We start from the raw sequence: 17,766 nt of genomic DNA on the forward strand, positions 1-17,766 counted from the left end.
CCGTATGAAGTTCACACAGCAGATGGGCTGGATGATGTCCGATCGCCGCGCCCGGCAAATCATAGGCATCGCCGGTGCGGTTGCCCTGATCTCAATCGCACAACCCGTTCTTGCACAGAGCAGCGGCGGGACGTCGATCGAGACCGGTCTTTCGACGATCAAGCAATGGATGACCACGGTCGCCTCCGTCGTCGGCGTAATCGCCGTAATGGCGGTTGGCTATGCCAAGCTGACCGGTCGGATGGATTGGGGGAAAGCGGTAACGGTGCTGATCGGCATCGGCATCATTTTCTCGGCAGCGACGATCGTCGGCTGGATGGGTGGATCTGCATAACATGGAAGACAAGCTCGTCGAGGATAAGGTGTTCCTCGCCCTGACCAGGCCATCGGTGTTCATGGGATTGCCGCTCGAGGCGATCTTGCCGATCATCATGGTCTGCATGGTGTTCTGGGGGATTTTTCATAATCCCTTCTACCCCCTGGCCTTGTTCGGGGCGCTTTACCTGCCGGCGCGCATGATCTGTCACTACGACTTCAACGCGTTCCGGCTTTGGGGCCTGTGGTTCCAGACGGGCTTTCTATCCAGGAATCGCAAGTTCTGGGGGGGCGGGAGCTACTCTCCTGTCCGCCTCGCCAAAGGCGTGAAGCGGAAGCATTTCGGCAATGACTGATTCCAAGCTGAAGCATAAGAAAGTCGCGCTTCGCGAAGCGGATGATATCAAGTTCATCCCCTACACCCGGCACGTCGACGATACCTTGGTGGCTCTTCAAGACGGCTCGCTCATGCGCATGTACCGCGTCGATGGGCGGCCGTTTGAGACCAGCGATATCTCTGACCTCAACACATGGCATAGCAAGCTCAACATCGCGTGGCGCTCGATCGGTGACGATCGCGTGGCGATGTGGACGCATCTTGTGCGGACGGCGACTGACCCTGTTCTCGGAGGCGATTTTCACTCTGCTTTTGCTCGGCAATTGCAGGAAAAATACGCCGAGACGCTGCGCGAGAAGGTTCTCTATCACAACGAGTTTTACGTCACGATCCTCGTGCGGCCATCGAGCATGGCCGGCGATCAGGTCGGGCGCTTCTTTTCGAAAAAGCAGGCCAACACCGAGATCGACGATCGCGCGATGGTGCTCATGGCAGATAAGTGCCGCGATTTTGAATCGCTGCTCGCCGACGTCGCGCCGGAGGCGCTGTCGCTCTACGAGCATAACGGCGTCATGTTTTCGCAACCGATGGAAGTGCTGCACTTCATCCTGACCGGCGATCGCATTCGCATTCCCCTGCTCAACGGCAGGCTCGGTCAGGCACTCTATTCCTCCCGGGTAGTGTTCGGGCGCGAAGCGGCCGAGATCCGCTTGCCGCACAAGTCGCATTACCTCGGCATGTTCGGGGTGCGCGAGTATGTCGCCAGCACGCGGAGCGGGCAGTTCAACAGCCTGCTGACGCTCGATTTCCCCTTCGTGTTGACGCAGAGCTTCGCGCCGCTGGTGAAGTCGGTGGCGAGTGATCGGTTCACGAAAAAGTATAAGCAGATGGTGTCGTCGGACGACGCCGGCGTCAGCCAGGCGGAAGAGCTGCTCGACGGCGTTGACGATCTCATGGCGAACCGGTTCGCCATGGGCGAGCATCACTTGTCGATCTCGGTGATCGACGACGATCCGAAGCGTTTGCTTGAGCGGCTATCGATCGCCCGATCGGCCGCGGCCGATACGGGCATGGTGATGGCGCGCGAAGACGTTGCGCTTGAAGCCGCATTCTGGGCGCAGCTTCCCGGTAACTTCAAGATGCGGGCACGCCCCGCGGTTATCAACACGCGAAATTTTGCGGCGCTCAGCCCGTTCTACACCTTCCCGGCCGGTCGGAAGTCGGGGAACCACTGGGGCGATGCGGTGACGCTGCTCAAGACACGCGCCGGCTCCTCGTTCTGGTTCAATTTCCATCGGGCTGACATCGGCCACACCCTCATCATCGGCCCGACGGGCGGTGGAAAGACGGTGCTGCAGAACTTCCTGCAAGCGCAGCTTGAGAAGACCGGCGCAAAGCAGGTCTTCTTCGACAAGGATCGCGGTGCGGAGATTTTCGTGCGCGCCTGTGGCGGCACCTATCTGGCGCTGCGGAATGGTGAGCCGACCGGCTTCGCGCCTTTGAAAGGGCTGACCGCGAGCCCGCACAACATCGCTTTCCTACGGCAATTCATACGCGTCCTTGTGCGGCGCGAGAATCGCCCGCTGAGTGTGGCGGAAGAGCGCCTGATCGACGAGGGTATCGACGCTGTGATGCGGCTGCCGGCGCCGTCGCGCTCGTTCAGCGCCCTGCGCGAGATGCTCGGTTATGCCGATGCGGAAGGCATCGGCGCCCGGCTTGAACGATGGTGCCTAGGCGGACCGCTTGGGTGGGCCTTTGACGGTCCGCAGGACGAGGTGTCGATGGCGGCGCAGTTCGTCGGCTTCGACATGACGGATTTCCTCGAGAACCCGGAGATCCGCACTCCGACGATGCTGTACCTCTTCCACCGCGTCGACGAGCTGCTGAACGGGCAGCGGGTCGTGGTCGACGTGGACGAGTTCTGGAAGGCGTTGGAGGATGATGCGTTCCGCGCGTTCGCGCAGGACGGCCTCAAGACCTTCCGTAAGCGCAACGCCTTCATGGTGTTCGGCACGCAGTCGCCTGCCGATGCGCTGCGCTCGCCGATCGCGCACTCGATCATCGAGCAGACGGCAACAAAGATCCTGTTGCCCAATTCGGATGCGAAGCGATCGGATTATTGCGACGGACTCGGCCTGACCGAGGCGGAGTTCCGGCTGATTCGTGAGGATCTGACGCCGGAGAGCCGCACCTTCCTGGTTAAGCAAGGGCATACCTCGATCGTGGCGAAGCTCGATCTGGGCGGCATGCCGAATGAGTTGAAAGTGCTTTCTGGGCGTGAGGAAACCCTCGTTGCCATGGAGGAGGCCATTGCCCTTGCGGGCAACGATCCCGCGGCGTGGCTGCCGCATTTCTACGCTAATCAAAGGAGAAGCTGACATGTCGCTAAAGAACATCATCATGTTTGCAGCCGCGCCGGTCGCGCTCGCTGCGTTCGCGTCGCCGGCCGCTGCGCAGGGTATCCCTGTGTTCGACACCTCGACCTATGTGCAAGCGCTCGCCCAGGTCCAGAACACGGTGAAGATGATCCAGCAGGGCGAGCAGCAGATTTCCACTGCTACGAGCCAGCTTAACTCGCTTCAGAAGCTGACCAACGTTAACAGCATCGCGCCGCAGTTATTTCAATCGCAGGTGCGCAACATCCTGCCTAACACAACAATCGATGCGTCGGCGCTCCTCAGCGGCGACCTGTCGAAAATCGGTTCGCTGGGCACGCTCGCGTCGAGCATCCAATCTCGTTACGTGCTGCCATCGACCGGTTCCGACGCCGACGCCGCGTATAGTCAGGCGTTGAAGGACGCGACCGGCTCATCTGCCGCAATGGCCGCTATGGGCGAAAATACGCTCAGCATCACTCAGACCAGAATGCAGGGTCTCGACCAGCTCCGATCGCAGCTCGATTCTGCCAAGGACCCCAAGGACGTGATGGACCTGCAAGCCCGTATCGGTGTCGAGCAGGCGCAGCTTCAGAATGACATGCTCAAGATGCAGGCGATCCAGATGTCGCAAGCTGGTCAGGCGAACATGCAAATCAGCGCGGCTCAAGTAGCGGCGGGTCGCGAGGAAGCGGCATTCTTCAGCGCCAACACGATCAGGAAGTAATTATGCGCAAGATACTCCCCCTCTCGGCTTTGCTCATTGTCTGTGGGTGCCAACAGAACGTCGTGGGGCCAACTGCCAAGGAACTTATCGCAAGTCCGCCACTCCTCACTGAGTGGCGGGCGAAGTGTGAGACGGGAGAGTATAGCCATCTTCCTGCCGACCAGAAGGCCAACATGTGCGCGACCACGGGAGAAGCCACAATCGCGGTCGCCCAAGTCAAGGCCGGGAACGAAGAGGCCGACTTCTTCCGACAGAACACGATCCGAAAAAAGTGAAAGTTCCCGTTGTGCCTTGATCGCTGAAGATCGGAATCTGACGTAATGCCCGCACCCAACATCATGACGCTGTTCACGACCATGTATGGGTACGTGGAGACAGCCATAGCAACATCGGTTGCAAGCTTCGGGTCGGGGCTCGTAAGTTTCGTCGCGGCGCCGTTGGCGCTGGCTGCGATTATCTACTTTTTGCTGCTCGGCTTCGCCGTGTTGCGCGGTGCGATACAGGCACCGCTACGCGAGCTGGTATTTCAGGCCGGCAAGGTCGGCTTCGCGTTGGCGGCTGCTAGTGCCGTCGGTTATTCTGCGTTCGTGGTGAACGTTGTGACCAACTTGCCAAGCGAAATCATCGCGGCTGGATCGGGCTCACCCGTCACGAACCCGGGCACCACCTTCGACACCTATGTTTCCGACACGGGTAAGCTGGCGGGTAAGCTGGTCAATGCGAACCTGAAGGTTCAGTCACAAGAGCAGAAGGGCATCACTGATTTCCGCACGCCGGTAATCCAGCTTAGCGCGACGCTGATTACCTATCTGTGCATCGCTGTTCTTTACATTTTTGCATTTCTATCGGCGTCCATCGGCTTCTGTATTGTCATCTTCGCCAAGCTGTCAGTCGCGATTTGCGTCGCACTGGCCCCGCTCGCGCTGGCGTGCCTGCTTTTTAATTCCTCTCGTTGGTTGTTCGACGGTTGGTTGAAGCAGACGGTCAATTTTATCCTGTTGATGGTCGTCATGGCGATCATGACGAAGTTCATCACCGGGCTCCAGGAAGCCGCGATGGATGGGATCATGGGGTCCGTTCCCGAGGACGGCTCCTCTTTCGTGATGACGCAGAACGGCTACATCGTTCTCAAAGCCGCAGTGATGCTCGTGGCGACGATCGCCTGTTCCGCGATCTACATCGTCGGCACGATCTTCTTCTTCCAGTCGCCGGCCATTGCGGCCGGCATCGCAGGGGGTGCGTCGTCTAGCGGACACGGCTTCCTGCAAACTGGGGGGAACATGTTGGCCAATCGGCTCATGTTCAAACGCGCCACGCAAGCGAACCGTCCGGCTGCAGGGGGCCCGGGTGGGTCGGCCAATCGCTCCAGCTAGGCCGAATGGATGCTCAATCTCGAACCATGAAACACGAACACCGCTCGCGCGGCAAAGATACGAACGGAGACCGTATGAGAAGGCTGACCATCGTCGCGCTAGGTGCGGTTGCGCTTAGCGGTTGCACCGGGACTCACATCAAACCCGTCTCGGTTTGCAACGGCAAGCACCGCCGTCCGGCCAACTTGTACGGGACGATTCTACCCACCCTGCCTGTGCCGCTTCCGGCATCGCAGCAAGGAGTGGGTCAGTCCATGGTCGCGCCGCCAAGCGGTGCGACGTCGCCGGTGCCTGCTCCTGCCGCTCCGTCAGACCCGGTGCTGATGCGGGACGAAGCGCCCACCCCTCCCCCCACACCTTCCCCGTCCCGGACGCTTGGCACAGCGCCTGCTGCGCCAATGGGGCCTGGGGCGATAAATGTTCTGCGATCAGCGCCTCGGACGTCCCAGCGGGACGTAGCGCTGTCCTACTCCTCCTGCTGAAAGGACCGGTGCCATGGGCGTGGTGAAGTCCGAACATAAAGAGAAATACTTCGAGACATCGAGGACCTGGGAATACGACCGTATGCGTGCGGCGATCCAGTCCAAGAAGCTCGCCTGGGGCGTAGCCGCGGGAGCCTGCGCGCTTTCTGTGGCTTCGGTTACGGCCGTAGCCATGCTGGCTCCGCTGAAGACGGTTGAGCCCTATGTCATCCGCGTCGATAAGTCGTCCGGCGAGACGCAGGTCATCACGGCCCTGAAGGGGCCGCAACCGCGCACCTATGATGATGCGGTCAATCGCTACTTCATCTCGCAATATGTGCGGTTGCGCGAGGGGTGGCTGAACGATGCCGCCCGCGAAAACGCCTATACCGTGATGCTGATGAGCGACCAGCTCGAAGGCCCTCGTTACCTGGGCGGCGTTCAGGCCAACAATAAGAACGCGCCGTCGAATATCTACGGCGACAAAGGCCATGTCTCGATTTCGATCCGGACGATCAGCTTTCTCAGTCCGACGGTCGCGCAGGTCCGCTTTACCAAGATCATCACAGTGGGTCAGAACACACCGGTCGCACAAAATTGGAATGCGATCCTGACCTTCCGATACACCACGGCGCCGGAGCATGAGAAGGATCGCAACATCGATCCGCTCGGCTTCCAGGTCGTCAATTATCGTTCCGACCCGGAGGCGTGAGATGAGCGATCAACCAAATACGTCGGACGATGGCGATCGCGTCGTCGTCCCCTTCATCCCTGAGTTTCGGAAGAAGCTGGCCATTCGCTTGTCACCGTCGGCGACTGAGCTTGTGGTGACAGAGACCGGCTCGAAGAGCCGGTTCTGGCGCGGGGTTGGTGAGGTATGGCAGCGCCTTATCGCGTTCTCGATGGTCGGGGCTGTTGCTGTGACGCTGATGCCGCAAGCTGCTTTTGCGTCTGAGACGCCGATCCCTGGCGGCAAGGACGCACGCGTTCGCAACGTCAATTACGATCCCGACCAGGTGGTGACGGTCGTCGGCAGCTTCCGCCACGCGATCGAGATCCAGTTCGGTCCGGGTGAGACGGTGACGCAGGCTGCCTTGGGCGACACTGTTTCGTGGCAGATCGCGCCGGTCGGCAATGTCGTCTTCCTGAAGCCGCGCGAGAAGGCGGGCGGCACGAACCTGATCGTCATCACCAACGCACGCGGAATACCGCGCACCTATCATTTCAATCTGTCGCTTGGGACGGGCGGTACGATGTATGGCGTTCGGTTCCGCTATCCCCGCGAGGAACGCGCCATGGCGGCCCTGCAGGTGCAGCTCGCTCAAGCACAAACCGCCAAGACGATCGAAACCAACGTCGCGCAAGCCGCGCTCGACCACGCGGTGATCGAGGGCCCCCGGAATATGAAGTATACGGTGCAGGGCGACGCTGCGCTGCAACCGACCGAGATCTCCGACAACGGCGAGTTCACGGTGCTCCGCTATCCGGGGCACGCCGACATTCCTTCGATCTTCGCGGTCGACGTCGACGGAACCGAGACGATTGTCCCCTACGATGTCCGCGAGGATTTCGTGGTGATCCATGCGGTCTATCATCAGCTCCGGCTCCGGCGCGGTACGACCGTGCTGTGCATCTATAATGAGGCGCCGCTGCGCAACGATCGCGGCGATCGCACGGGCACCGTTTCCAATGTGGTCGAACGCAAAGTGAAGGGACAGTAACATGGTCGACACTGTGATTGACCGGGGTGGCAACGTCGCTGCCGATACCGTCCCTTCCAGCGACATCGATACCCCCGTCGCGCGCAGCGGCGGTTGGGGCAACATCGCGTTCATCGGGGCCGGGATCGGTCTCGTTGGCGCAATGGGCGGCATCATGATCGGCTATAGCGCGTTCCATCACACTGCCAGCACTGAGGCTGCCGCGCAGCCGGCAAAGGCGAGTGAGCGGTCCGTGGACGATGTGATGGGATCGTCTAATGCGCAGCGCGCAGCGCTGGCCGGTCAACTCGGCCAACCGGGTGTGCAAACCGATGTCTTCGGGCGACCGATCACACCAGCGGCAGGCACGCAGGTCGCGGACGCCAATGGGAATCCCGTGCAGTCGACGGGAACGGCCACCACGTCGAACGGGCAGCAGTCGCCCGCTCAGCGACGGGCTGAACAAGCCCGCGCGATGGCGGATGCGGCGCGGCGATCGCCGATCATGGCCTTTGGCAATACGGGCATGGCATCGGCCGTGCCTGGATCTACTGCGGGCATGGAAGGGCAACAGGGGGCCGGGCAAGACGATGAGTCGCGCGGCGGGCAATCTACCGTTGCGCGTCGGGGTTTCGGCGCGAGCGGTTTCGGTCCATCGAGTGAGGATGCTCCGGCTGCGGCCGCAAAGGGCTCGACCGACTTCAGTGACCAGCTCGGCCACTCCGCCATTCAGACCGTGCGGGCGACGATGGTTGCGGACCGCAATCTGCTGCTGAGTGCTGGCACGGTTATCCCCTGCACGCTCCAGACTGCGATTAACTCGACACAGGCCGGGTTCGTGTCGTGTGTCATCAACCACGACGTATATTCCGAGAATGGTCGCATCGTTCTGCTCGATAAGGGCACGAAGGTGCTTGGCCAATATTCGGGCGGCATCACCCAGGGGCAGGCGCGCATGTTCGTGCTGTGGACCCGCGCTCTGACGCCGCGTGGCGTCGCGATCGATCTCGGTTCGCCCGCAGCCGACAGTCTTGGCCGCGCGGGGCTACCGGGTGGGGTGGACACGCAGTTCTGGGCACGGTTCGGCGTCGGGCTGGTCATCTCGGTATTGGAGGATGCGTCGCAGATCGCGAGCCGATCGCTCGCCGGCGAGGGCAGCAATACGACGCAGGTTCCCAGCACAACCGGATCGACGGTCCTCCAGTCGACGATGCAGATCAAGCCGATCCTGAAGAAGAATCAGGGTGACACGGCTGCGATCTTCGTCGCCAAGGACTTCGATTTCCGCTCGGTCTATGACGTGGGGCTGAGGCGTTAAGTCGATGGCATCCAGCCCTACGTCGCTCATCTACGAGCATAATGCCTAGCCGATCCGACGGCACCTGGAGCGCGACGACGTGACCGAGCTGGTCATCAACGAGCCGGGTGTGATCGGTCTCGAGACCCGCAACGGGTGGGAGTGGCATGACGAGCCGGCGCTGGACAACGCCGCTCTGATGACGCTAGCGAAGCTGATCGCCGGCCTGACCAAGCAGGATATCAATTCCGAATATCCGGTCTGCTCCTCGGTCCTGCCGGGAGGCGAACGCGCTCAGGTCGTCGTTCCCCCCGCCGTGGAGCAAGGCTTCATTTCGATCACGATCCGCAAGGCATCGGGCGTGACCATGAACATCGACGATTTCGAGGCCGCCGGCCTGTTTAGTGAGGTCCGCGCGCACGGTCTGTACGGAGATGTCGATGCCGATCTCCTGCGATTGCGCGAAGCGGGCGATTGGCGCGGCTTTTTCAAGCTGGCAGTCGAGGCCCGCAAGAACATCCTCATCTCCGGCGCGACCGGCTCGGGTAAGACGAGCTTCTCGAAGGGGCTGATCAAGCTGATTCCCGACTATGAGCGGATCCTGACGATCGAGGATACGCGCGAGCTGGTTGTGCCGCAGCGCAACCACGTTCACATGATGTACGCCAAGGACGGGAAGAGTCTTCAGAAGGCCGGTGCCAAGGAATTGCTGGAATCGGCGCTGCGTATGCGGCCCGATCGCATCCTCCTGCAGGAGCTTCGCGACGGCACCGCATTCTTCTACCTGCGCAACGTCAACAGCGGTCATCCCGGCTCGATTACCACGGTCCACGCCAACACGGCCGAGGGCGCCTTCGAGCAACTCACGCTGCTGGTGAAGGAGTCCGAAGGCGGCAACGATCTCGACCGCCACGACATTCGATCGCTGCTACGCTCGCTGGTCGATATCGTCGTGCAGATGCACCGCCTGCCCCCGGGTGAAGGGCGGCCAGCGCGCTATCGCATGACCGAAGTGTGGTTCGATCCCGCGAGCAAGTCGAACGACTGAGGAGGGTGGTAGCGTGAGCGGAAAATGGATGCGCAGCGACGAGGGGTCGCAGCCGGCAGCGATCGCCTTCCTGGCGGTCATCGGGGTGGTGATGAGCGCGGCGATCGGCGCGGTCGCCGTTCTGTTCAAGGCGCACCTCCTCAGCGCCCATACGCCGTGGCGCAAGGTGCCGGCAGCGCTTTGGGCGCTCAAAGGGTATCCGATCGTCTATCAGCCGTTTCTGATCGGCTTCGGTGTCGGCTTGGTCCTCACTTTCGTCATCATCGTCTCGACGCTGTTCACGCGCCAGAAGCTGCATGGTGAGGCGCGTTGGGCACGCGTCGGCGAGGTCAAGAAGGGCCTGCTGCTGTCCGAAACCGGCATCGTACTCGGCAAGTTCAACGGCAAGGTGATGCGCTTTGGCGGGCCTGAGCATGTCATGCTCGAAGCGCCGACCCGCGCCGGTAAGGGTGTGGGCGTTATCATCCCCAACCGGCTCGATTGGCCAGACTCGTTGGTCGTGCTCGACATTAAGCAGGAGAATTACGAGAACACCGCCGGTTATCGGAAGGACGTGCTTCGTCAGATCGTGCTGTTGTTCAATCCGCTGGATACGAGTGGTCGCACAGTGCGGTGGAATCCGCTGGGCTACATCAACCGGCGCAACCCGGTTGAGGTTATCAACGAGCTTCAGAAGATCGCGGCGATGCTCTACCCCGACCCCCTCACCGGCGAAAAGTTCTGGGCCGAAGGTGCTCGAACCGCGTTCCTCGGCGTTACCGCCTATATCGCCGCGACTGTCGACGACGGCGAAGACGCCCTCCCCTTCACGATCGGCGAGGTCTATCGGCAGTTTGCGGCCCCTGATGCCCAACGGCGTTTCCCGAAGATCATCACGGCGCGGGAGAAGGCTGGTAAGCCGCTGTCGACCGCGTGCGTTTCGGCGATCCAGGATTACACAGGCTCGTCGGCCAACACGTTCTCCGGCTTGCGCCAGTCCGTCACGTCGAAAATCAATGCCTGGCTGAACCCGTATGTCGATGCAGCAACGTCCGAGAGCGATTTCGATCTAAGCGAGTTCCGCGACAAGCGGATCTCGCTCTACCTCGGCGTCTCGCCAGACGATCTGGAGCGTGTTGCCCCAATCTACGGCCTGCTGTTCCAGCAGCTCATCGACCGCAACGTCCGCGAGCTTCCGAAGGACGGCAAGCATCAGATCAAGGTTCTGCTCGCACTCGACGAGTTCGCGAGCCTCGGCAAATGCACCGTCCTCGCGAACGCCTTCAGCTATGTCGCCGGCTACGGATTGCGGATGCTGCCAGCGTTCCAGTCGCTTGAGCAGATCCAGGGCGTCTATGGCGACAAGGTGGCAGCCGACATCGAGCGTAACTGCGCCGTGCGGCTGGTGCTTCGTCCGGCCGCGTTGTCCGAGGCGAAGAAGATTTCGGACCAGCTCGGCAGCTACACGTACAGGGCGCGCTCGCGCTCAATGGGGACTTGGGGTGGCGGAGGCGGCTCAACGTCCGAGTCCGATCAGCGCCGGCCGCTGATGCTGCCGCAGGAGGTCGAACTGCTACCGGAGAATGATCTTATTGTTTTCCGCCGCGGCATGTACGCGACCTACGGCAAGAAGGTCCGCTATTACGCTGAAAAGCATCTGATCGAGCGGACCAAAATATCGGCGCCGCAGATGCCCCCGATCCGCGTCGACCCCGCGATCGCGGGAAATAGCTTGCGCGTGATCGAGGCGACACAGGCCACAGATGACGCTGCAGCAGCAGCCGCCACGACGGCAGGCACCGTGTCCGCGTCCGAGTCTAAAGCTGCTGGCTCGGGTGGAGATGGGACGAAGAAGGTTCGGAAAATCAACCAAGCGGCGATAAAGAATTGTCTTGATGTTCCGCCAAAGCAGCAGGTTCGCAAGCTCTTCGATGGTGTTTGCACGGTCGGAGCGAAAGCTGCGTAACGCAGTGGATATCCCGAGATCGAAGGTCCGCGTCTCGCCAGCGCGCTGCTGAGGAATTATGCGCCACGCTGACGCGCCTGGATCATCTTCCCGCGTAAGCGCAAGGACTGTGCAATCGCGCTGGGCTTTGCGTTCAGCGCTCGAGGTCGCCGCGATCGACCTGCCGGACCGGGGGCGTTATCGTCGGCGTGGGGGTTGTTCGCTGTTTTGCCAGCTCGAGGTTGATGCCATCGGCCACAGCCGTCAGTCGGCTTAGTGCAGACGCGCCGGGTTCGTGGTTGATTGTGATGTGTCCGCTGCTGACGTTCGCCAGGCGGTCGGTCAGCGCCGAGACCGTTCCTTCCCGGGCAACCCAGTCCCGCATGTTCGTCGCTCGATCCAGCTCGGCCGCTGGCTCTTTCTTCCGTAGGACAGCGACCCGCATTTCTTCCACGTTCCGCTCTGCCTGCTTTTGAGCGATCGGCTCGATCACGACGATCTCGCGCGCTGCGTCTCTGATCGACATGCGGCGATCATATGGTTCCTGGTCGCGACCCCGCTCTAGCGAACGCCGTACCACCTCCTCAAGCGGATCGGCGTTTTTGTAGCGCTCGACCTGGGTCGCGAGCTTGTATTTGAGTTCGTAATCTTCGCGCGCGGTCGCGGTCATCGCGTCGGCCATCGTGACCCCGGGGTTTCGAAGCTGGATGACTGCCATATCGCGCGCGATATAGAGCGCATCGCGGGATTCGGGCGTGACGTTCGTCGTTCCCCAATCGAGTTTGTACCCGTTCTCGCGGGCCAGTTGCTCGGTGAAGGTGCGAAGCGTGCGGCTGTTGCCCTCACGGAACGGATGCAGGTAGTCGAGGCGTGCATAGGTCTGCGCGACCGCCTCGGACATCTCCAGCATATCATACCCTTTTAGCGCTTTGCCCCCGTCGAGCGCAGCGAGCGTAGGGCCGAGATTGCGCTCGATCTCGGGCCGGAGCGCATAGGGTACGAGAACGCGAGCGCTCGAAGCCTCCAGCTCGCGGTTCTTGAAATGCCCAGGAGCGTCCGGCCGGAACTCGCCTGGGCGATGTTCCGGCAGGTCTTGGAAGATCCGGCGATGCACTTCCTGAAGATGGGCCACATCGAACTGGCCTTCTACAGGATCGTGTTGAAGCTCCCGAACCCGAGCAAAGGTAAGGGCCGCTTCGCGCTGGCTAATCAAGCCGCGCGAACAGTGTCTGATGCCAGGATCGCGGCGGTCAGTTCGTCGCTGGTAATTTCGCCGGCGACGTAACGCGCGTTGAGGCCCTCGATCTCGTCCGAGAGGATTCCACCCTCATAACGAACACTGCCGCGGGCGAAGTTTATCTCGCTCAGCCGGCGCGCGCGCTCTGCCTCGCTGATCGCGGGCGTGGATGATGTGATGGGCGTTACGACGTTCATCGGGCGATCCTTTCGAGCAAACCTCATAGCACAAAGCCATGCCTGATACGACAAACAGAGAGCAGCCTCACCTCTGACAGTGCTGGCGGCCGTTGGCCGGCGAGCGTTCGTGACACCGCCTATGGCGGTGCGGATGGAGGGGGGTGCATCCCCCCTCTGGGCAAGGGCTAGACCGTCTCCGCGCGAGCGCTCCGCTTGGCGAATCGAGGGGGTATCCCCAGCCTTCCCGGCACTGCGCTCTGGTGCAGGCTGGGTGATCCCCCTCCCCCTCGATCGGCCCTGATTTTGCCCATTCACCCCCCGCTCTCGGCGAGCGCCAGAAGGCGATGTGCACATCGCCTTCGGCTCTAGTTGAGAAAGCAAAGACCATGGAGACCAATCGTTGCCCAATGGGCCTGCCAGGACAAGGTTATTCAATGCAAGCTGCTGCTATTGCGAGCGCTTTGCTCGAGCGCGAGAATGCTCATATCTTGCGGGATCGATTTCGGGACTGGTTTGATCGCTTTGAGAATCCGACAAGTCTCCGGTTTGGAGACATGGATGAAGGCCGGCTCTTTGCAGAATTTCTAACAGATCTAGCTCGAGTAGGCGCGGGTCTTAAGCCAAGCCAATGATGGGTATCTGCGAACCACCGCCGTCTAGCGGTCCTTGCTCTGCTCGACCGTGTTGGCGCGGTCTGGTTGCGCAGCAGGGCGGGTCTCATCGAGCGTAGGTCGTTCGCCTAATTCGATGCGTTTGGCCAGGTCGCGATGAAGCGCGGTCAGCTCCGGTTGAATCGCGTCGCCCGCTGTAGGCTCTAGCTTTTCCTCAAGAGCGTCGAAGAGGTCGATCGCGCCTGCCAGTTCGGGTTCGGCATATAGCTCGGTGCTCTCCCCTTTTCGCCATAGCGCGGCAAGTTCCTGTGACCGTACAAAGCCGGATGCTGCTGATCGATCCGTCGCCCGTGTTGTGCTCGGCCGCGCAGGCGGTACTGCTCCGCGCTCTTCGATCTTCGCTCGCGTGATGGCTGCGAGACGATACCGAAGGACACGAGACTCTGGTGTATCGGTTGGTGACGGCGTTTGTTGCTTCGTCAGAAGCGTGATTAGCTCTGCGGCGCTGGCGCCGGCGATGGCCGTTCGCCAGTCAACTAACGCGCGCTCGGTCGATGCGAGGTCGGCCGGTTGGGCGAGAATGAATCGCTCCAGCATGGTATTGTCTTCGAGATGGACTGGTAACGGGACCGGTCGGCCCAAGACCGCCGCGCCCGTGACGGCGATCAGCTCGCCGGCCGTCTTGAAATCGGCGCTTTGTTTTTTCCTGCTCTCGGCGATAGCCGTGGCCAACTGCTCTGCAATAATCTCTAGGCCAGAAGCGATCCCAGCGGTTCGGCTCTGACCGTTGTCCGCGGCCTCTTGGGTCCGAAGAACGTCCTGATGGAGTGCGCCGATCGCGTCACGGTTGTGATCTGACTGATCGGCGATGTTGCCCATGATCGGTTCTAGCAACTGAAGCCACTTATGGGTGGCGGCATCACCTTCGACGATATTGGTTAGGATCGCCTCTTGGAAAGGTAAGAGGTCATTGATCGGAGCCAGACCGGTGTCGATCATATCGAGGCGACGCTGCATCTCCAGTTGGGTTTCCTCCACCCTGGCATTGCTTCGAGCGATGGCCGCGACTTCACCCCGGAGTAGGGACACGGCGTCCATCAGGGCCGCCAGCGCGACAGCAGAAGCGTCGGAACTCATCGGCTTGGTCCGTCCCTATCCTTTGTTCGATCGCGGTCGAGCCGCTCCCGGTTGCGCTCCTCGGCTTGTCGCAGGATCTCGTGGGCGCGTGTGAAGTCGGGAGGCTCACTAGGTCCGGTGACCTTCTCAGTGATCGCTCGCAGGCGATCGCTGAGCGTACCGGCCTGGTCATGGCCCTCCTCCTTGCCGGGAGCGTTACGGCCCTTCTCGGCGATCTCGCGGATACGCGCCGCGACGTCTTTTGGTGGATCAGCTTCACGCTCGAGCGGAACGCTAGGCGACTTCGCCGGATCGGCCGGTGCAGTCAGCCGGTCATGCAACGCCTGAAGCCTGTCGATCCCGATATCAATCCGCGGGGCGGTCATGCTGGGAACACGAACAGGCGCCAGAACCGGTGGCATGACCACAGGGTCGGCTCGCTTTTCAGTGGCAGGACGCATCGCTCTGACCGAGTTCGGTTCGGGCTCCGGCATCGTCGCAACGAACCGTTCCAGGCTCCGAGCGACGTGCTGATCCACAGCCGATGGCGACGCCGACAGTTCGTCGATCGAGCGTGAATAGGTAGCGCGAACAGTCGCCTGACGGCTGGCAAGCATGGCGACAACCGGATCTTCGCGACCCTCTGCGCGAAGCCGTTCCGCGCGCGCGATGCGGCTCTTGTCGATCTGCGGCACCTGTCCCTTCTCGCGCATTTTTACCGCGGCGATCGGCTCATGCTTGGGATCGATGCCGCGCGCCCTGGCGGGCGTTGCGTTGGCCTCGATGCCGCGGGTCCGGAGCTTTTCAGCGAAGCGTTGGCGATAGCGAAAGAGGTCTTCGCGGTTCGGATGAAAGCGCCGGCCGTCATGATCGCGACGCGCGATGGTGAGGTGAACGTGAGGATGTTCGCGGTCAACGTGGAGCGACGCGACCCACGATCGGTTTGCAAACTCTTCCTTCGCAAAGTCGAGAGCAGCAGCTTTAAGGCGCTCGGGATCGGTGCCGGTGGGCATAGATAGGATCATGGAAATCGACGTCGCACCCTTCCTCCGGGCGTCGCCGTCCATTTCCCATCCGTCCCACTCTTTCGCGAGCAACTGCATGTCGCGGCCATCGCGCAGCACCTCGCCTTCGCTCGTTTCCAGACCCAACTCGCTTTCGTCGCCGTGGCCCAAACGGCTGATGTAGGAGAAGTTTGCAAGCACGTGGCCGCCCCCATGCTGACGGCCGGTGATCCGTACAACGGCTTCCGGTACGCGCCGTGACGTGCGCTCGGCCGTCAGCACAGCGCGATTGTTCATGCGGGCTTGCGACCCACCTCCAAACGCATGCTTTGCCTGCGCGCTAGGCCGCGAACCCGCTGACGAAGACGCGGGCTTCGGGAACATCGAGGAGACGGCCATGCCGAGCATCGTGCCCCCGACCTTTGAACCTTTTGCGCTACCGCCCCCCGATCCCATGCGATACTTTTTGGGTGGCGCGAAGACGCCCGCCATTGAGTCCATCGTACCGGAGGAAAGACGGAAACTCACTCGCTTGGTGCCCCATCCTTGCGGGTCCAATACCCGATTTCGCCGCCGATCGAGGAGGCCAACGTGCGGCGCGTCTCCACCAACATTGCCCGCAACTCCGCGCATGTCTCAAGGAACGAGCCGGCGATCCGGGCAATGTCGAGTGAGCTTTCGGGCTGGTTCGCCGCGTTCATTGCGTGAACGGCCTGGTTAATATTTCGCCCTATGGCGAGGACCTGCTTACGGACCTTGCCGATCTCCGTTTGCGTCGCCGGTGCGAGCCGCAGCAGCGCCGCCTTGTCCCAGAGCTGCCAGCGGATTGTGCGCTTGATCCACTCGTTGCGTGTGAGGCGCATTGGCGCTGCAACGGTGTCGATTGCCTCCATCTCGCTACGGTTTAGCCGAACGGTAACTCGGATGTAATCATCTGGGTGGCCCCTCCCCTGCACCGGCATGACTGGCACGCTTTGGCTTTCCGGAGAGACAGCTGCTTGGGTCAGCGCCGTTGTGATCCAGCTACTACGCGTCTGCCCATTCGCAGCGGCCAGACGATCGATCTCCGCTGTGAGGTCATCGCTAAGTCGAACCGTTACCTTCATTTCTCAAGCCCCGTGCAGCGGCGCCACACAAACCAATGTCCGACATTGGTGCCGTGAGGCATATCCTGTCATGCCTAGTACCGTAGCTCTCCGCAGCAATCCATCTCTTTCCAACGACCAGCGTAATCTCATGTAACGCGGAGTGGGTCGTATGTGTTCGCGTGCGCTCCTCCCCCACCATCCGAATTCTAGCTGCACCGACCACGCTCTGATATCGAGCACCTCCAGCGCGCGCTCCCTGTTAGAATTCTAAACGATCCGGACGCTATGAACTCGTCTGGCATCTCGATCGAAACTTCGCCATCATACCATCGACACTTCCCATCTCCAGGAGGAGCCATCATGGCGCGCACATCATCAAAGACCGACGATCTGGCCACTATCGAAGCTCGCCGTGAAAGCTTGCTGGCTGAACTCGCCGCCCTCGACGAACAGGCTAAAGCTGCTGAGCTGGCGAGGCGTGACGCTGGTCGTTCGATACTGATTGCAGCTCTAGATCGGATCAAGATCGGACCAATGGACAAAGCCGATGCTAAGGCGATCGCGACGGCCATTGGTCACCATGGTGCAAAGAACGTCGCCGCCCATCTCACGTCGTTGAACGCTACGTGACCGATGCTCCAAGCCGGTCGCCGATGCCGAGGCCGCAGTACGCCAGTCCAACGCCAGCCAGAACGCCACACCGTAATAAGCCGGCCGATTACGCACGCTCTGTCACTGATCTCGTTGGAGATTTGTCTGGGCTTCTCCGAGCGCAGTCGCCGGGCGTTTCTGAACCCGCGACACGTAGAGTCGATCGAAGCTCGCTCGACGGAATGATGCTGTCGAACTTTCTTCTCATCCCCCCAACGCTTCGTGACACCGACGATGCCCCTCCATCAGACTCGCTCAATGATTCCCCAGAGTCGGTCGCAAGTTGAGCCGACGATAGGCTTAACGCGATGACGAAGCCGAGA

General features: G+C 61.2%; 17 protein-coding genes. 12 read left to right on the plus strand and 5 right to left on the minus strand.

The window, feature by feature from the left end:
- Positions 1 to 4 precede the first annotated feature (4 nt).
- The 11 genes from ABIB28_RS13205 to ABIB28_RS13255 all read left to right on the plus strand — a co-directional run bounded on the left by ABIB28_RS13205 (position 5) and on the right by ABIB28_RS13255 (position 11,578).
- Positions 5 to 334, plus strand: a complete 330-nt coding sequence (locus tag ABIB28_RS13205) for a TrbC/VirB2 family protein (protein WP_354288558.1) — start codon at positions 5 to 7, stop codon at positions 332 to 334.
- A gap of 1 nt (position 335) precedes the next feature.
- Positions 336 to 671 carry a VirB3 family type IV secretion system protein gene (locus tag ABIB28_RS13210; protein WP_354288559.1) on the plus strand — a complete coding sequence of 112 codons (336 nt, stop codon included), beginning with the start codon at positions 336 to 338 and terminating at the stop codon, positions 669 to 671.
- Positions 664 to 3,030: a VirB4 family type IV secretion/conjugal transfer ATPase gene (locus ABIB28_RS13215; RefSeq protein WP_354288560.1), complete on the plus strand. Its 2,367-nt coding sequence runs from the start codon at positions 664 to 666 to the stop codon at positions 3,028 to 3,030. The genes ABIB28_RS13210 and ABIB28_RS13215 overlap by 8 nt, the downstream gene beginning before the upstream one ends.
- A 1-nt stretch (position 3,031) precedes the next feature.
- Positions 3,032 to 3,754, plus strand: coding sequence for a TrbJ/VirB5 family protein (locus ABIB28_RS13220; RefSeq protein WP_354288561.1), 723 nt, complete (start codon positions 3,032 to 3,034; stop codon positions 3,752 to 3,754).
- 2 nt (positions 3,755 to 3,756) lie between these two features.
- On the plus strand, positions 3,757 to 4,029 hold the full coding sequence (locus ABIB28_RS13225; RefSeq protein WP_354288562.1) for a hypothetical protein: 273 nt from the start codon (positions 3,757 to 3,759) through the stop codon (positions 4,027 to 4,029).
- A gap of 45 nt (positions 4,030 to 4,074) precedes the next feature.
- Complete coding sequence (locus ABIB28_RS13230; RefSeq protein WP_354288564.1) at positions 4,075 to 5,127, plus strand: type IV secretion system protein; 1,053 nt, start codon at positions 4,075 to 4,077, stop codon at positions 5,125 to 5,127.
- A gap of 495 nt (positions 5,128 to 5,622) precedes the next feature.
- A complete protein-coding gene (locus ABIB28_RS13235) occupies positions 5,623 to 6,300 on the plus strand; it encodes a VirB8 family type IV secretion system protein (protein ID WP_354288565.1) in 678 nt (225 codons plus the stop codon).
- A 1-nt stretch (position 6,301) separates the two neighbouring features.
- Positions 6,302 to 7,309, plus strand: a complete 1,008-nt coding sequence (gene virB9 / locus ABIB28_RS13240) for a P-type conjugative transfer protein VirB9 (protein ID WP_354288566.1) — start codon at positions 6,302 to 6,304, stop codon at positions 7,307 to 7,309.
- A 1-nt stretch (position 7,310) separates the two neighbouring features.
- On the plus strand, positions 7,311 to 8,606 hold the full coding sequence (gene virB10, locus ABIB28_RS13245; protein WP_354288567.1) for a type IV secretion system protein VirB10: 1,296 nt from the start codon (positions 7,311 to 7,313) through the stop codon (positions 8,604 to 8,606).
- 52 nt (positions 8,607 to 8,658) lie between these two features.
- Positions 8,659 to 9,633: a P-type DNA transfer ATPase VirB11 gene (gene virB11 / locus ABIB28_RS13250; RefSeq protein ID WP_354288784.1), complete on the plus strand. Its 975-nt coding sequence runs from the start codon at positions 8,659 to 8,661 to the stop codon at positions 9,631 to 9,633.
- A 13-nt stretch (positions 9,634 to 9,646) separates the two neighbouring features.
- Positions 9,647 to 11,578 (plus strand): type IV secretory system conjugative DNA transfer family protein, encoded by a 1,932-nt coding sequence (locus tag ABIB28_RS13255; protein ID WP_354288568.1) that lies wholly within the window; start codon positions 9,647 to 9,649, stop codon positions 11,576 to 11,578.
- Positions 11,579 to 11,711: 133 nt separating this feature from the next.
- Here the strand turns inward: ABIB28_RS13255 and ABIB28_RS13260 are convergent, their stop codons facing one another.
- The 5 genes from ABIB28_RS13260 to ABIB28_RS13280 form a co-directional block, all read right to left on the minus strand.
- A complete protein-coding gene (locus ABIB28_RS13260; protein WP_354288570.1) occupies positions 11,712 to 12,770 on the minus strand; it encodes a Fic family protein in 1,059 nt (352 codons plus the stop codon).
- A complete protein-coding gene (locus ABIB28_RS13265) occupies positions 12,767 to 12,991 on the minus strand; it encodes an antitoxin VbhA family protein (RefSeq protein WP_354288571.1) in 225 nt (74 codons plus the stop codon). Before ABIB28_RS13265 ends, ABIB28_RS13260 begins: the two co-directional genes overlap by 4 nt.
- Before the next feature lie 638 nt (positions 12,992 to 13,629).
- Positions 13,630 to 14,721: a hypothetical protein gene (locus ABIB28_RS13270; protein ID WP_354288572.1), complete on the minus strand. Its 1,092-nt coding sequence runs from the start codon at positions 14,719 to 14,721 to the stop codon at positions 13,630 to 13,632.
- Positions 14,718 to 16,001 (minus strand): relaxase/mobilization nuclease domain-containing protein, encoded by a 1,284-nt coding sequence (locus ABIB28_RS13275; protein ID WP_354288574.1) that lies wholly within the window; start codon positions 15,999 to 16,001, stop codon positions 14,718 to 14,720. Before ABIB28_RS13275 ends, ABIB28_RS13270 begins: the two co-directional genes overlap by 4 nt.
- Positions 16,002 to 16,228: 227 nt before the next feature.
- Complete coding sequence (locus ABIB28_RS13280; protein WP_354288576.1) at positions 16,229 to 16,810, minus strand: ribbon-helix-helix domain-containing protein; 582 nt, start codon at positions 16,808 to 16,810, stop codon at positions 16,229 to 16,231.
- A gap of 342 nt (positions 16,811 to 17,152) precedes the next feature.
- On the opposite strand from ABIB28_RS13280, the gene ABIB28_RS13285 reads away from it, so the two are divergent.
- A complete protein-coding gene (locus ABIB28_RS13285; RefSeq protein WP_354288577.1) occupies positions 17,153 to 17,422 on the plus strand; it encodes a hypothetical protein in 270 nt (89 codons plus the stop codon).
- Positions 17,423 to 17,766 lie beyond the last annotated feature (344 nt).

It is taken from the genome of Sphingomonas sp. UYEF23 (assembly GCF_040546165.1).
Taxonomy (GTDB): Bacteria; Pseudomonadota; Alphaproteobacteria; order Sphingomonadales; family Sphingomonadaceae; genus Sphingomonas; species Sphingomonas glacialis.